The organism is Photobacterium sagamiensis, from assembly GCF_050337085.1.
Lineage (GTDB): Bacteria > Pseudomonadota > Gammaproteobacteria > Enterobacterales > Vibrionaceae > Photobacterium > Photobacterium sagamiensis.
The window spans coordinates 82102-97589 of record NZ_JAKJSP010000013.1; the positions used below are offsets into that span (position 1 = coordinate 82102).

Here is a 15488-nt window from a genome sequence, read left to right on the forward strand (position 1 = left end):
ATCCTCTCTACATCATCGTGACAATAACGCATTAATTCTTCACGTAATAATTTAAACGATAGGCTTGATTTTTCGCAGGGCAAACAGCGGTAAGTGTGTGGCCCCTCTCTAATTTGAGTTTCAAGTTGTTGTTATTAAGTGATTTAATTGGTTCATTGTAATGGATTTAATCTGTTCGGATAATTTGAACAACTACGGCAATTTTTTACGCTATCTTCCTCTGGGTTCCGTCTCTATAGTTAACTCAACAGCGAAAAGCATTGAATCTAACAAGGGTAGCAATATGTCTAAAGTTCTCGTTCTTAAATCAAGTATTCTTGGTGACTATTCTCAGTCTAACGGTCTTATTGACCATCTTGTTGCCTCATGGGGTGACGCTGTCACTTCTGTCACCGAGCGTGATTTGGTGGCTCAGCCTCTGCCTGTGCTGGACGGTGAAATTGCTGGTGGTCTGAGAGGTGGTGATAGCCTGTCGCAACGTCAGAAAGAAACCCTGGAACAGTCTGACCAGCTAATTAATGAATTGAAAGCACACGATACTATCGTCATTGCCGCGCCTATGTATAACTTCCACATCCCGACCCAGCTTAAAAACTGGATCGATCTGGTTGCCCGTGCCGGTGTCACTTTTAGTTATACCGAAACCGGTCCTGTTGGCCTGATCAAAGATAAAAAAGCTGTGGTTGTAACCACTCGCGGCGGTATACACAAAGACGGCCCGACGGATGTGATGATCCCTTACCTGAAAACCGTGCTTGGTTTTATCGGTATTACAGACGTTGAACTGGTTTACAGCGAAGCATTGGCAATGGGCCCTGAAATGGCAGAAAAAGCCATCGCAGGAGCAAAAGCCGATTTGGAAAACATTCCCTTGCTGGCAGATAAAGTTGAACAGGGAAATATTGCCACGCAGAAGAGTATACCGGTTTGGAAAAAAATCCTGAGCAAGATAGGTTTGAATTAATATCACACAGAAGAAAATGACGAGTGGGGGCCTGTTACGCAGGAAAGCCAGATACACAGCCTCATTCTTTTACTTAGCTTTACATGCATTCAGCGTTTGTTTACTTAAAAAGCACTACTATTAATTTATAAATATGACTCTTTTCCCTGTGCTGAACACGTTTTGTGCTCTGCAAGGTGAAGGAAATAACAGCGGCTAAAACTAAATGATGGAGAAACTAAGATGAAAAAAGTAAATGTTGTTCTGTCGTCTATGATGATTGCTTTTTCTTCAATATCACTTGCTGATATCAGTGTGTCTGATACGCAAAACGGGGCGTGGGTAACGGTAACAGAGAATGGTCAGCCAGCTGCGAATGCGGCGGTGTCACTAACGAATCTGCCCCAAAATCGTAATACGTTCCAGACTAATGAGAATGGTCGTGTATTTGTACCGTTATCATTGAATCATTCAAGATCAATTAAGTACGTAGCAGTGACGGAAGATGGAAACAAGTATAGCCGTTACGCTTTCCACGGTGAGCATAAGCGCTGATCACAAGAGAAGGTGATCTGTAATAAAACCTGATCTTATAACCTTGCTAGTCGCATCAGAACTATATTTTTTGGCTTCAAGTTGAGTAAGAGAAAACCATCAGGAAAATAGGCTTGCTGAAAAAACTCAGGTACGAGTTTTTTGCAGCAAGCATTTACGATTACATTACTGCAGCTACTTGGCGTTTGGACTGATCAAGCGCGTCCAGGTCAGGCTCATTAAAATCAGTCCGGGCAGGCCAAAGCAGACTAATCCCATCGCCCCTGATCGAGGTTCGCCTTCGGCAAAAGAAGCCCATGACCAGCCGATGCAGATCCAGAAGAAACCAAATACTGCCGCGAGGCTCAAATTAGCAATCAGGCTTAAACGATACTGCCGATTTAAATTGACATACCCCCATGCTGCGCCCATTGTCAGCATGCCCATCAGATACCACATTAAACCAATCATATTAAGACTCCTTATCTGAGTGCCAGAACGCTTGTACGGCGTTATCTACATCCATATTGCCGTAACCAAACAGAATATCGGCATCTTTCATTAACCGGTGAACAAAACCTGACGTGAATGTATTAGAGGCATCAATAAGACGATGGTGCCAGAAATCAGGTTTGTTCCAAGGGCAGGCTTTGATGCAAATCGCGCAGCCGATCCCATTGTCGCCCCAGTACTTAAAGCATTTCTTGGCATCGTTATAAAATTTCTTAACCGCAATTTGGCCATGCCAGGCGTAGTCGGGGTTATCGCCGTCTTCATAGGTGGGATAAAAATCGGGTTTATCATCCATGCTGATAGCATTTGACGGGCACTGTTCGGCACAGCGTTTACAGTTTTCACAAAACTCCATAATGCCGAAGTTACGTGGCATATCGTACTCGACAAGATCAAGATCGGTATAGACTTTAGCCAGACGAACGCGGTTGCCGAGTTTTGGTACGATCAGAGTGCCGTTACGGGCCCCTTCACCTATACCGGATGCGATGCCATACGCCACGTTGTTGCCCAAATCGTTGCCGGAAGCAACAGCCTTATAGCCTAAGCGGCGGATAAAGTCGGCAAGCTGGCCTGCGACCAGTGACATATTGGTGTATTCATTATTGACCGAGCCGATTGCCAAGGGCGCAGGCGCCGCACGAATGGCTTCATAATCCTGCTCGAAAGCCAGCACAATGACTGATTTAGGCTTGAAAGGAAAATCGTCCTCCCAACTATAGGTCTTCTCATTGATCGCATCATACAGCGGCGAGTAGTTCCAGCGCGGATCATTCGGGGTGATACCAACACGCACCGCGCCAAACAGGTGGCTTGCGCGTTTAATATGCTGCGAGGCCTCTGCTGGGGATTCGAACTGCCACTTAACCGGGGCAAGATGAAGCTGCTCCCAGGTATGCTCACCTGTGTTTGGGACGCCGAATTTACTGAAAGGCGCGAGAGAGCGATCAAGGGATGATTTGGAAGCGAGGGCTAATGCCCAGTCGATTTGGCGGTAGCCTAGCTTGCTGTTGTCCCACGCCTCAGGAGTGACTTCTGAATGCTTCATTAAACTTTTGATGACTTTTCGGAACTTAAAGTCAGGATCACCGATGGCATCGCCAAAGGCTTTTTCACGTTCGGGATATTTACGCTGTTCTTTAGGGGATAAGGCATAGCTGAAGATCAGGTTGCGCTGATCCATAGGCTTGAGCTCATCATCCTTTATTTCTACAGGAAATGAGTCATAAGGAACCCCTTGTACACGGTGATTTATCCAACCGGCAGCACTGCCAGCGGCAACAACGCCAGCAGTAACTGCACTCATGCGAAAGAACTTACGACGGTTCAGGTTCTCAATTGAATAATCATTGTCAGCTTGATGCTCAGTTTTGTTATTATCCATGTTATACACACTCTATATAAGATACGGGATAGATCTTATCTAAGAGATTCGCTGCAATATATAACAGAAAAGTTATGCCCCTTATTCAGTTATTAAACACATTGTATTTTTGTTCCATATATTGAGTGAGCATATCTAAAAAAACCTTTACTTTTTTTTGCATGTACCGACGTGAGTGATACATCACATAAAAGGGCTGCTCTATGCTAAATTTCCCGTCAAACAAACAGACTAAATTACCTTCTCTGACAGCCTTATTGGCAAGAAATTGAGGTATCCAACAAATACCTTGTCCCTTAATGGCAAAATCCATAGTAAGGTTGATGGAATCACTGGTGAATGAGCCATTAACTGATACTGTTTTTATGGTTTGATCTTCAAGATAGTTCCATTCATTTATTGGGTAAACTTTGGTGTCGAATTTCAGGCAATTATGCTCATTGAGAGCCGATGGATGCTCCGGTATGCCATGTTTGTCCAGATAATCTGGTGAAGCATAAAAACGTCTGGAAACGGTCATGATCCTGCGGGCAATCATATTCTGCTCTTTGGGCGGATGAATATAAAGCATTAGGTCGGCATTGAACGAATGTTCTAAATCTTCAGGATTTAATGCATGGTATACCAAGTTGATTTTAGGAAAGGTTTTCATAAAGAAAACAAAGAACTCCTCGGCGAGCATCTCTGCCATGAGGGGGAGCATACAAAGGGTAAGTGTTCCTTCCGGTTCTTTCTGATGTTCTGTAAGGCTTTCTGTGACGCAGTTGAACTCTTCCACAATTTGTTTGCATTGTTTATAAAATCGATCGCCTTGCTCGGTCAGATAGATCTTACGGCTTGTTCTTTCAAACAGCCTGACCTCCAGACTGTCTTCAATTTGTTTGATCTTCCGGCTGACGCTTGATTGAGGCAAGTCAAGTTGATTTGCGGCCTCGGTAAAACTCATGTGTTCAGTAACCAGAACAAATAATTCTAAATCTTCTATCTTCATAATAACTCCGTTAACTATGAGCATTATGAATAATACAGCGAAGCTTTTCTTCATTTTATAAGGGGGGGAGATTGATTTATATCATTTAAAATATGCATTTGTGATAAAAGACAATTTATTCATATCAATTAAGTTATACCCCCTATTCAGCTATTGGACTTATAGCATATTCCTCAAGTGATAAAATGGTTCATTAGAAAACCAGTATGTTAACTTCATTATTGAATATAGGTAAAGATGAAGCGATGAAAGTCAGGAAAAAGAAAAAAAAGGGCATAAGTGCAGTCAACATATTTGCAATTATTACTCTGATTGTAGCCTGGTGGGTTGGGGCAGAAAAAGAAACTGGCGTACTTTCTTTGCTTACACAGCATTATCCTGAAGCCGAAATAGTGGCGCAAAAGGGATCAGATTACGCTTTCACCGTGTCGGAAGCTGGTGGGCATTCAACCGTGTATGCTTCTACTGGCAAAGGGTATGGAGGGCCACTGGTGGTTCAGTTTTCGGTCGATGATAAAAACAGAATCAACAATATCGAACTGCTTGCCCATGTTGATACCCCCGGCTATGTCGTGAACGTAATAAATCAACATTTTTTAAGGCAGTTTGAAAGAAAACTCGTTTCAGATAATTTTGTCATGAATGATGATGTCGACGGTGTTTCTGGTGCAACTTTGACATCAAAAGGGATCATCGAAGCCGTTCAGGCTCCGGCTCATGAAATTGCAACCCAAAGAGGCGTTGCGAAAGAGTGGCCTGGTGAGAGTTACCGTTTGCAGCTTGCAGATGCAGCGTTGGTTGCTTTGGTATTGCTGGCACTGTTTGAGCGCCATCTGCCGGTAAAAATACGAAAATATCACCTGGCTATTATCGGTATTGCTTCTGTTATCGTGATTGGATACTGGATTAATACTTCGTTATCACTGGCAACGCTATCGTCAATCGCATTAGGCTATTGGCCTGACGTGATAACACAGCCCTCGCTTTATATCTTGCTGGCAGGCGTTGTGCTGGGGATCATCTGGTTAGGCCGAAATATATATTGCAGCCAGCTATGCCCGTTTCACCATATCCAGCGTTGGGCTTATATGTTGGGCAGAAATAACTGGCCGGTGCCGAGCATAATAAATAAACACAGCGTTAATATTGTGAATTTTATGCTGTGGCTGTCTTTGGTGTTGATTTTTGTTTCACGTAACCCGGCCGTTAGCTCTTATGAGCCGTTTTCGATGATATTTTCACTCGATGGTGTCGGTGTGCAATGGTATATCTTGCCATTAGCACTTATAGGTGCCTTTTTCATCAAAGACTTTTGGTGTCGTCTGTTTTGTCCTGTCGGGCGAAGCCTGAATATTGCCGTAGATCGCCGTCATAAGCTCAATAAGTTTTACCGTAAGCAAATAGCAGTTAAGAGAGTAAGCTGAAGATGAGAAAGAGCAAGAAGGTAAAGAGCCAACCGCAGTTCAAGCTGGTGGTGAGTTCAATATTGTACGGACTGACAATAGTAGTCATTACATTATTTCTTTATAAAGCGCAGATCTGATCAGATAAAGAACACTTATAGTTATGAAGAGTGGTTTAAATGCACAGTGAGTAAAGGTATGCAAAAAGTCGGAACGGGTGGAAGTTGCCACTGGTGTACTGAAGCAGTATTCCTTTCTCTGAAAGGGGTAACCACTGTTGTTCAGGGTTGGCTTGCTTCAGCCGGCGAAGATGATAGTTTGTCAGAAGGCGTCATTATTGAGTTTGATGAACAACTTATCAGCCTGTGTACTTTAATCGAAGTACATCTCCATACTCACAGTTGTACCTCTAATCACCCCTTAAGGCACCGATACCGTTCTGCAGTTTACGCCTATACAGAGCCACAGAAGGAAGCAGCCAAAGCTTGCCTGACAGAACTACAGGCAGACTTTGATAAGCCTGTAGTTACAAAGGCTTTGATTTGTAAAGAGTTCATGCCATCGCGTCAACAGATCCAAGATTATTACTATTCCAACCCAGACAAACCGTTTTGTACCACTCAAATCACCCCTAAGCTCAAACGGTTACTTGAAAGGTTTGGCGATATTGTTAATGTTGAAAAGAAGACAGTTATCGAAAGATCGATAAACCAAAAGAAGGCAGCTGAAACCATGATAACCAAACACGAATACAGTGTTGAACACGATACTGCTAAGCAGCAGTACCGCGTACAAGTTCAACCTGAGCTCTGGGCATTGGTAACCTATACAAAGCAGGATAAGGTATTACACCTCAATTACTCCGAAGTGCCTCATGAACTAAGAGGGCAAGGCTACGGCAGTGTACTTATGGAAGCCGTGTTAACGCAGATTCAGTCAGAAGGCTACAAAGTTGTACCTGTCTGCAGTTACATTCGTTGTTACATCGACAGGCATGAACGCTGGGCATCGTTGCTCGCTGATGTCTAGTTTGAGCTTTGCAAACAATGTAGTTTATCGACAATGCAGTCACTTACTTTCTATGTATTCTGACTGAGCCTCAAAAATTAACTCCGGGTCGTGCCACGAGACAGCGCCACACTGAGTACAGGTGCACTCGACCTCATAAAAACACGTGCCCAGAGGAGGATCGGTCAGAGGTGGGTTATCTGCCGATTGTTGATAACGGATTTCGTGGAGTGTTGTGCCGCAGTTTACGCAGACCACCGGATATGACATGACGACTTCCCCCTGACAATAGCTATCTGTCAGTGTAGCCCGTTTTTATGGGCGAGGACGTGCATAAGCCAAAAGGCGAATCCTATTGGATCCGCCTTTTTCGTATCAAGCTATTTATCAACTTGAGGCAATGCTAATGGATCACTTCAACTCGCATATTTTCGTCGACTTGTTGAACGGCTTCTACTAGCTGTTCGATACTGACTTCGGTTGGCACATCCACGGCTAACCTGGCGGAAAACACGGTTCGGCCAAGGTCAGCTAGAGCAATACGATGGTTTTCAATTTGAATGATGTCGATACCGATATTATCGAGTATATGGGTGATATCGTTAACGATTCCAAGGCGGTCATTGGATTCAATTTTCAACGTTATCTGCTCGAATTTACTCGGTGTTGTTGGCATATCGCTTTCGACGATACGTACATGGAGCTCTTTCAGAGCATTGAACTCCTGCTTTAACTGATCAGCGGAAGCTGCCGGAATTTCTATTTTGATGATACCCACTAACTGATGATCTAACCGGCTAATTTTACTGTCCAGCCACTTTCCCCCAAGATTATTGGTTGTAGCTGCTAGTTGATTGACTAATTGTGGATGATCCTGGCCCGCGATAGTAATTGTAAACTGAGTATTCATAAGCTACCCCTTGCGTTGATACGTTCTGTATTTAAAACGTTATAACCAAACGAATAAGAAATCGACAGGTCATATAATCAAACTAGCAAGCAACCAGGAAACGTGCCGTGACTTAGTTCATACAATCCATTGATTCTTTAGATCAATCGTCTTTATGTATTCTCAGTTTATATTTTAGTTGTCGAGCATAACTAATGCCAATCGGGATACAGCTCCAACTGAAGGGTGGACACCAAACTGGGTTACGGACACCCGGCTGCTGATCTTGAATTCTAAATCGCTATTTTAGTTAGAACACTCTAATTTAAATTCTTATTCTGTTTATAAGCAGTCAGGAAATACTCACAGGCTGATTAACGATTATATGAGTGAGAGAGGGCGCAACGATGAGCATATTTAAACAGAAAGCTGAAGATACCGGCAAAGAGAAAAATCTTGTTCGTGACGCGTTGGTTCATAACATCTGGCTGGCCGGATTGGGCGCATACGCAAAGAGCACTGATGAAGTAAACCAGTTATCAGGTAAAGGTAAAAGCTTATTTGATGAGTTGGTTGAACGTGGCCGTGCCGTTGAATCAAATACGAAAGAACGTGTACATACAGCTCGTAGCCACACTTCAGTTGCAATTGAAGAACGTGTACACAAAATGGTGCAGAAAGTTGTCGGTATCGATAATGATCACTTAGATCGTGTTGATGACAAAATCGACCAACTAACAGCAAACATTGAGGCGCTATTAGTTCGCAAGCAAGAGAAAACAAAGCCTGCGGCAAAAAAAGTACCCGTTAAGGCTGAAAAATAAACCGTTGCTTAAGTCGCACAAACCACTCACGGGTAGTGCGTCGTAAGCTAGCAAAAGCCGCAACGCCAGATAGTAACAGGAAGACTGGTTTCTGGTGAGTAACTAACAATTAACCATTGCACAGATCAGCGCTGAAGCGCAGAAGGATATGATTATGAACGATAAAATAATAGTGAAAGCGGCTAAAAATGTCGTAGAAAGTGGCGAAGGTGTTGCGCGTAATATTTGGTTAGCAGGTCTTGGTCTATATAGCCGCACACTGGAAGAAGCCCAGCAAGTTAATGAGAAAACAACAACTGCGTTTGATGAGCTGGTCGAACGAGGTAAAGAAGTAGAAATTCAAACGAAAGAATGCATTGCAAAGAAAGCAGATAAAGCTGCTGATGAAAGTGAAGCAGTTACAAATGACCTGTTATATCGCCTAAGCGGTATTGATCGTGAAAAGCTCGATCATATGGATGATAAAATAGACAGACTGACCCAAGCAGTCGAAAAATTGGCAGAATAAGAATAACTGTCGATACTTGGTTACATCTCTTAACCCAGAAGATATGTAACCTTGTTTGGATTGTCATCTCACTATGGGTGATTGTCTTTTAGGTTGCACATGTGCCATGCATGTGCGCCTTTTTTGTTTAATAAACAATGAAGAAAAGTTCTTAGGCAGGTAACAACCCGCTCCTATCGGAGCGTCCACCCTGGACCAGCTTGCCCTTTATCTCATAGTCTTGTCTGTGCTCATTTTTCGGCTTCGGCTAGGCGGCTTCCGTCAAGCAGAGAATACAGGCGGCTACCGTCCTTGCCTTCATACTTACCGTGAACGAAGTCCCTAAGGTAGTGGAAGTTCAGCAGATGACCGGCTCCATTTTTAATGTAGATATTTCCCACCGTTTCTTTGCTGCCACCCTTGAGGACGCCAACCTGTGCAACGTAATCATCGCTGTTCGCGAAGTGCTCGGTGAATGGAACCTGATGTTGTTGTGCACCCGTACAAGAAGAGGGATATTCATCATGTGCGGAGGCGAAGGTGTAGACTTCCAGCTGATTTAACAGTGGATTACCACCGTGGTCTTGAAGCAGCATCTTGACGACATTTGAAATGATGAGTCCTCCCTGAGAGTGGGCAATCACCACGACCTTGTAAGATTTTTTCATTTCCTCGTCAGCGGTTCTCATCTTTTCCTTAGCTTTTTTTAATTCATTCCAGATGTGATCCCTGGCGGATTCAGCTATGGCAGTATTCAGGTTGAAGGCTCTTCCCTTCATGACTTCAGTTAAATCGGCCATGAAACCATTGGCAGGGTTGTGAAGTGGGGTGATGGGGCGCTTGAATATATCGCTGAGCATTCGGGCGTTTACCTTTGCCATGTCCTCGTTTGTTCCGATCCCATTCAAGAAAAACCAGGTTTCATTTGGCGTGGGATTGATTTTGTGGACATCCACAGGAGGGTGCAAGGCTTTGATTTTACATTCCTTTTTAAAGGGAGTGAGATCTATGAAAAAATTCATCAAGGCTTGCGTATAGCTTTTACTGTTATCATAGTATTTTTCGTTGAGCTCACTGTTATCGGCACTAAAAGGCTCCAGAGGTTTTTCGCCAAGCACTTTCGTCAGGGAGCCTACTTTTGCAAAGTCTGTCAGAAATTCCTGGATGAATAGTTCAAGCTTCGCGTGCTTGTCATTAAAGGCAGACGTCGCTTTCTTTAATCCGCGCCACCACAGGAGCCTCACGATTTTCTCTCCCATAACTAATACTAAATACTTTTTACTTCTGTCCCTGTCAGCCATGATGACCCTCCGTTTCCCTGTATAAAAATAAACGATGCTGATTCGGATGGTATATCGATATGTATACCGAACGCACTCGTTTGGAAGTATAGTTTGAAACCGACTATCTGCACCTATTTAGGAGTATGCAGCCTCTTTTGATGGAGCGTATAAGATTGAAAACGCATGCCATTCCTACATACATTTCGCTCGAATTAAATTTCCAGAGCAAGCTCTGAGTCTCGCATCTTGAGGTGGTTTGGGTATAGATGTTATTCCAATCGGACAGAAAATATCTTTAGGTACACAAGTGCTTTGGGCATTGAAATAACCAAAACGTCTCAGAGATTTCCGACTAAAGATGTTGTGACCGACTATACTTCTCTCAACTATCTTTCAGGGCTGGTAGTACATAACAGAAGTTTTGACGAGTCAGTCACCAAACTTAATCATTCCGTAAAGTGAGGAACGAACTTGTACGGTATCTAAGGCGTACACGGTTAGAGCTGGATCCCGGATATCTCGTTCCTCGATTCCGGGATGATATGTTTAGGAGTCGAGATGGAATTGTTAGAAAGCCTTTTTGGTGTAATTGGAGATCTCACTTGGGGATGGGCACTTATACCATTCCTGGTAGTGTTGGGTCTATTCTTTACTTTAGTTACCGGATTTGTTCAATTTACTTTCTTTGGACGTATGTTCCGTGTCTTATTAAACAAAAACCAAACAGCTGACAAAAGCGCAATTTCTGGTCGTGAAGCGCTTTTGTTATCTGTTGGTGGTCGTGTTGGTGGCGGTAACATTGCAGGTGTTGCTGTTGCAATTTCTCTTGGCGGTCCTGGTGCTGTATTCTGGATGTGGGCAATTGCCCTGGTTGGTATGGCAACAAGCCTGGTGGAATGTTCACTCGCTCAGCTTTATAAGCGTAAAGAAGGTGATGCATTTCGTGGAGGTGCTGCACGTTCGATAATTCATGGTCTTGGTGAAGACTATCGGTGGCTTGCTTACCTGTATGCTGTCTGTTTGATTGCTTCCTTTGCGATTGGTTTTAATGCCTTTCAAGGTAATACCGTTGCAGGGGCTGCCCAGGATAGCCTGGGTATTGACCGCATGTGGACTGGTGGCCTGTTAGCTATTATTACTGGTTTCATTATTTACGGTGGTATTAAACGTATCGCAAAAACGGCGGATGTTATCGTACCTATTATGGCTATCGGGTATGTCGCGATGGCGCTTCTAGTCATCCTAATCAACATCACTGAGATCCCAGCGGTCATTGGTAGTATCGTATCTAACGCATTTGGTTGGGAGGAGGCTGTAGGTGGCGGTATGGGGACTGCGATGGCACAAGGCTTGCGTCGAGGCTTGTTCTCAAACGAAGCGGGCCTGGGTTCCGCACCTAATGTTGCCGCTACGGCAGACGTCACTCACCCAATCAGCCAGGGTATCACACAGTCTTTATCGGTGTTTATCGATACAATCCTAATATGCAGCTGTACTGCATTCGTTATCCTACTGGGTGATGTATATGTCCCTGGCGCAGAAGGCATTGATGGTGTCGTTCTGACTCAGCAGTCACTGGTTTCACACATAGGGGCTTGGTCTCAGTACTTTCTGACCGGGGCGATTTTGCTCTTTTCTATTAGTTCTATTATCTACAACTACTACCTGGGGGAAAACGCCCTTACATTCATGTCACAGAACAAACTGTCTGTACACATTCTTCGCTTTGTTGTGATCGGAATTATCTTTATGGGTGCTGTTGCTCCGGGAGCAACGTCAGTGTTTTTCTTCTCAGATCCGATGATGGGCATCCTTGCTATCGTTAACTTGTTAGCACTTATAATGCTGTTTCCTACGCTCATCCGTATTTTGAAAGACTATAAGAAGCAACTTAAAGCAGGTATCGAACACCCACTGTTCGACCCCAAAGATTTCCCTGATCTGGATATTGACCTCGAAGCGTGGAAACCAAAAAAATAAGATAGTTGTTAATTAACAGAAGAAAGAGGGCGATCATCGCAACGACCTCATTAATCACTATAAAAAAAGCGAGTGCCGCAATTGCAGTACTCGCTTTTTCGTATGAGTTCAGGCTATCAGTCTGTTTTAGCGTTTCCCTTTTGATGCTTGATTGTTCTTCTCTTGAGTCCGGCGGTTAGCTGGCTTGTTTTTTGAATTTTGGCGTTCACCGTTTTGTTTATGTTTTGGAACAAAATTCAAAATAGAAACTGGCACCTCTTTGTTGGGTACAAATCCTTCAATCTCTTTTCGGGTAATAAGATGCCCCAAACGACTTTCGATAGCGCAAAGATTTCTGAAATCATCTCTAGAAACAAACGAGATCGCTTCGCCGGAAGCACCAGCACGGCCAGTACGACCAATACGGTGAACATAGTCATCAGCTGGATGAGGTAAGTCATAGTTAACCACACGCGTCAGCTCGTCAATATCAATACCGCGTGCAGCAATACCGGTTGCAACTAGTAACTTGAGTTGACCCGATTTAAAGTCTTCCAATACTTTTGCACGAGCATCCTGACTTCTGCCACTGTGAATAGCTTCTGCTTTAATTCCGCGCTTTTCAAGCTGGCTAACTAACTTCGCTGCGCCGTGTTTTGTTTCGATAAAAATAAGCGCCTGATCCCAATCATTCTCTTGAATTAAATGGCTCAGCAATGCCGATTTCTTGTCTTTATCGACGGTGATCAACCATTGGTCAATCTTCGGGGTAGTTGTGTTGTCGGAAGAGACCGATATTTCAACCGGATGTTCAATAGCGGTTTTGGCTAAGACGCGAACCTGCTTTGACAGCGTGGCCGAAAACAGCAGGTTTTGTCTTTGCGAAGGCAAGCGTTCAATAATTTTATTGATGTCTTCGATAAAGCCCATGTCGAGCATTCTATCGGCTTCATCCAAAACCAATATTTCTAGCTCATCAAAATGCACGGCTCTTTGGCTATACATATCCAGAAGTCGACCAGGAGTGGCAACCAAAATATCGACACCTTCTATGAGGCGCTGCTTTTGCTCTTTATAGTCAACACCGCCATACATCGCCAGCGAGGTGAGGTTTAGGTGCTTGCTGTATTGCGCAATATTGTCTTCAACCTGCACTGCCAGTTCACGCGTCGGTGCAAGGATGAGGGCGCGAATACGTTTGGCACGTACGGGATGCTTGTCGCTCAGCATTTGTAATATTGGTAATACAAAACTAGCTGTTTTACCTGTACCCGTCTGCGCGGCAGCGATAAGGTTCTTACCCGTCAATATGACCGGAATAGCCTTCTTTTGAATCGGCGTAGGAGTCTTGTAGCCTAATTCGGTTACAGCTTTTAAAATCGGATCGCTTAATCCAAGGTTGGAAAATGGCATTTGGAGTCTCAGGTGTATGATTAATAAACAACTGTTAAGGCTGAAGGCTATAACAGAAGAGCATGGAGACGCATTCTAACATGAAGGAAGAGTATCCGATGCGCTTTCCGGAAAGTATCAATGTTTAATGACCGATTCACCACTTGGAGATGGCTTTTTTTCCTTTGTATCTAATACAATAATGGCATCGACGACTGGCTCTAGACGAGTCCAGGTATTTGTCGAAATGTCATAGAATTTTTTCGTCGCGTTTACCGCATGAGGGAGATTATGGGCATTAAGCACGCTAATCTCAGTCTAAGACATCCAGTTTATGATATAGCAAAAGTAATTGTAACGAGAGTTGTAACTATTAGCATTGCGTGAAATCACGCTGCAAAGAAAATAACTTTGAACATATTATTTTGGGTGTGCCTAAATTACGGATGGCCATCAGCAGATTCGTCTGAGTCATGAATGTATAAGCAATGATGATCTCTTTTATTTAATGTTGCTTCAGATTAGAAGCAACAATAAGTAAAAAGATCATGATCTTTTTACTATTCTTAACAATAGAAGCGTTATTCGAACTAGAAATCCTTTACATATATTTGAGGCTACATTTAGTTGTATATCAATAAACCAGGTTTGCCCTGTTTTATTTTTGCTAAAGGTGATTCTCATGAAAATACTGCTACTAACAACACTATTTACATTCACTGTTAACGCTGCACCCTATGTTGGCGTATTCGGTGGGTTTGTTGATTCTGACCAGGTAACGGGACTGGCGCTTGGATATGGAGGTGAAGTGTTAGCAGCCGAAGCGCGAATCGCAAAAGGGTGGGATACTGACCTAACTGGCATCTACGGCAAAGCAACAACCCCTGCAGCAATCAGTCCTTACATGCTTATAGGGTGGAGTGATACTGACACAGATGATGGCCTGTCATGGGGGATCGGAATTTCTTACGACGCAGGAGATAACATAAGCCTTTCAGCTGAATATATGGCTTATACAGGTTACTTTCAGCCTGATGTGCAAGGTGCAAACTTCGGCCTCACCTACAAGTGGTGATATAAATAGATTCTGTATAAGCAGAAGTTTGGCAAGTTGTTGCACTAGAAGACGCTTTACGTCTCTCTGAACAAATTGAAACCTAATACAATTTATTTGTAGGCTACGATAGCCCACTCCCAAAGTGAGAAAAATTAATATAGCCCCCTTTCTGCGATCATTCTCGAGGGCTAACATTTAAAGTTGTTATTGATTAACGAGGTTTACTGGTTCAACTAACACACCGAAGAGAACATTAAAACGCTTCAATTATGTAATTGATATTAACAGTTCTTTACCTTTGGCTCGTGAAACACATGGTGTCATGCATTTCTTACTTTCGCCTTTGGTCAAAACTGAATCCCTGTGATCAACTTCACCTTCATAATCAACCCTGCATTTACCACACATACCGGTTTCACAGACAGATTCAACCGTTACACCGTTATTTCGTAAGGCATCAAGCATGGCTGCCTCGGTTGCGTAACCTGAAGTAACACAGTGCCAACTTTAACGATATCCCCCACGCATATATTGTGTTCATTCATTCCTGCCACAACCAAGTTTTCACCAAATCCGCCTTTGACAAACAAGTGATTGGAGTTAGGGAGCGTCACACCTAGTGGTTCATAGTGCTCTGAATCATATTGTAGAATTGCCCGCTCTTCACCACCATGGAAGGTTTCAGCCTGTTCATCACCAGCAAGACCTATAAGAGTCACTTCGCAACAGTCTATTGGGTGCTTATCAATACCGGTATTTATTGAGAATGATTTTTTTACTTTGCCAAGTCGTAATTCATCGATTGTTGATACGGGGTACAT

Annotated in this window: 16 protein-coding genes; 8 read left to right on the top strand and 8 right to left on the bottom strand. The window is 43.4% G+C overall.

Features of this window, described 5'->3' with window-relative positions; all coding sequences use genetic code 11:
- Positions 1 to 283 precede the first annotated feature (283 nt).
- Positions 284 to 964, top strand: a complete 681-nt coding sequence (locus L4D76_RS03990) for an FMN-dependent NADH-azoreductase (protein WP_428439647.1) — start codon at positions 284 to 286, stop codon at positions 962 to 964.
- Positions 965 to 1186: 222 nt separating this feature from the next.
- Positions 1187 to 1498, top strand: coding sequence for a hypothetical protein (locus L4D76_RS03995; protein WP_428439648.1), 312 nt, complete (start codon positions 1187 to 1189; stop codon positions 1496 to 1498).
- Positions 1499 to 1672: 174 nt separating this feature from the next.
- On the opposite strand, the gene L4D76_RS04000 is transcribed toward L4D76_RS03995, so the two are convergent.
- The 3 genes from L4D76_RS04000 to L4D76_RS04010 all read right to left on the bottom strand — a co-directional run bounded on the left by L4D76_RS04000 (position 1673) and on the right by L4D76_RS04010 (position 4365).
- Positions 1673 to 1948 (bottom strand): tetrachloroethene dehalogenase, encoded by a 276-nt coding sequence (locus L4D76_RS04000; RefSeq protein ID WP_428439649.1) that lies wholly within the window; start codon positions 1946 to 1948, stop codon positions 1673 to 1675.
- Position 1949: 1 nt separating this feature from the next.
- On the bottom strand, positions 1950 to 3374 hold the full coding sequence (locus tag L4D76_RS04005; protein WP_428439650.1) for a reductive dehalogenase: 1425 nt from the start codon (positions 3372 to 3374) through the stop codon (positions 1950 to 1952).
- 85 nt (positions 3375 to 3459) lie between these two features.
- On the bottom strand, positions 3460 to 4365 hold the full coding sequence (locus L4D76_RS04010; RefSeq protein ID WP_428439651.1) for a LysR family transcriptional regulator: 906 nt from the start codon (positions 4363 to 4365) through the stop codon (positions 3460 to 3462).
- Positions 4366 to 4571: 206 nt separating this feature from the next.
- Here L4D76_RS04010 and L4D76_RS04015 point away from each other — a divergent pair, with 206 nt between their 5' ends.
- Entirely contained in the window at positions 4572 to 5789 is a 1218-nt protein-coding gene (locus tag L4D76_RS04015; RefSeq protein ID WP_428439652.1) for an FMN-binding protein, read from the top strand.
- Positions 5790 to 5966: 177 nt separating this feature from the next.
- Entirely contained in the window at positions 5967 to 6797 is an 831-nt protein-coding gene (locus L4D76_RS04020) for a peptide-methionine (S)-S-oxide reductase (RefSeq protein WP_428439653.1), read from the top strand.
- A 382-nt stretch (positions 6798 to 7179) separates the two neighbouring features.
- Here L4D76_RS04020 and L4D76_RS04025 read toward each other — a convergent pair whose 3' ends face one another.
- Positions 7180 to 7686 (bottom strand): glycine cleavage system transcriptional repressor, encoded by a 507-nt coding sequence (locus L4D76_RS04025; protein ID WP_428439654.1) that lies wholly within the window; start codon positions 7684 to 7686, stop codon positions 7180 to 7182.
- Positions 7687 to 8072: 386 nt separating this feature from the next.
- Here L4D76_RS04025 and L4D76_RS04030 point away from each other — a divergent pair, with 386 nt between their 5' ends.
- Together L4D76_RS04030 and L4D76_RS04035 are read left to right on the top strand one after the other, a co-directional pair.
- Complete coding sequence (locus L4D76_RS04030; RefSeq protein ID WP_428439655.1) at positions 8073 to 8489, top strand: phasin-related domain-containing protein; 417 nt, start codon at positions 8073 to 8075, stop codon at positions 8487 to 8489.
- 154 nt (positions 8490 to 8643) lie between these two features.
- On the top strand, positions 8644 to 8997 hold the full coding sequence (locus L4D76_RS04035; protein ID WP_428439656.1) for a phasin family protein: 354 nt from the start codon (positions 8644 to 8646) through the stop codon (positions 8995 to 8997).
- Between the two features lie 230 nt (positions 8998 to 9227).
- Here L4D76_RS04035 and L4D76_RS04040 read toward each other — a convergent pair whose 3' ends face one another.
- Complete coding sequence (locus tag L4D76_RS04040) at positions 9228 to 10277, bottom strand: lipase family protein (RefSeq protein WP_428439657.1); 1050 nt, start codon at positions 10275 to 10277, stop codon at positions 9228 to 9230.
- 540 nt (positions 10278 to 10817) lie between these two features.
- Between L4D76_RS04040 and L4D76_RS04045 the strand changes: the two genes are divergently transcribed.
- Positions 10818 to 12239, top strand: coding sequence for an alanine/glycine:cation symporter family protein (locus L4D76_RS04045; RefSeq protein ID WP_428439658.1), 1422 nt, complete (start codon positions 10818 to 10820; stop codon positions 12237 to 12239).
- Between the two features lie 126 nt (positions 12240 to 12365).
- On the opposite strand, the gene L4D76_RS04050 is transcribed toward L4D76_RS04045, so the two are convergent.
- Positions 12366 to 13631, bottom strand: coding sequence for a DEAD/DEAH box helicase (locus tag L4D76_RS04050; RefSeq protein ID WP_428439659.1), 1266 nt, complete (start codon positions 13629 to 13631; stop codon positions 12366 to 12368).
- A gap of 661 nt (positions 13632 to 14292) precedes the next feature.
- Here L4D76_RS04050 and L4D76_RS04055 point away from each other — a divergent pair.
- Positions 14293 to 14685, top strand: coding sequence for a hypothetical protein (locus L4D76_RS04055; RefSeq protein WP_428439660.1), 393 nt, complete (start codon positions 14293 to 14295; stop codon positions 14683 to 14685).
- A gap of 249 nt (positions 14686 to 14934) precedes the next feature.
- Here the strand turns inward: L4D76_RS04055 and L4D76_RS04060 are convergent, their stop codons facing one another.
- Both L4D76_RS04060 and L4D76_RS04065 read right to left on the bottom strand, forming a co-directional pair.
- Entirely contained in the window at positions 14935 to 15132 is a 198-nt protein-coding gene (locus L4D76_RS04060; RefSeq protein WP_428439661.1) for a 2Fe-2S iron-sulfur cluster-binding protein, read from the bottom strand.
- Entirely contained in the window at positions 15102 to 15488 is a 387-nt protein-coding gene (locus L4D76_RS04065; RefSeq protein ID WP_428439662.1) for an MOSC domain-containing protein, read from the bottom strand. The genes L4D76_RS04060 and L4D76_RS04065 overlap by 31 nt, the downstream gene beginning before the upstream one ends.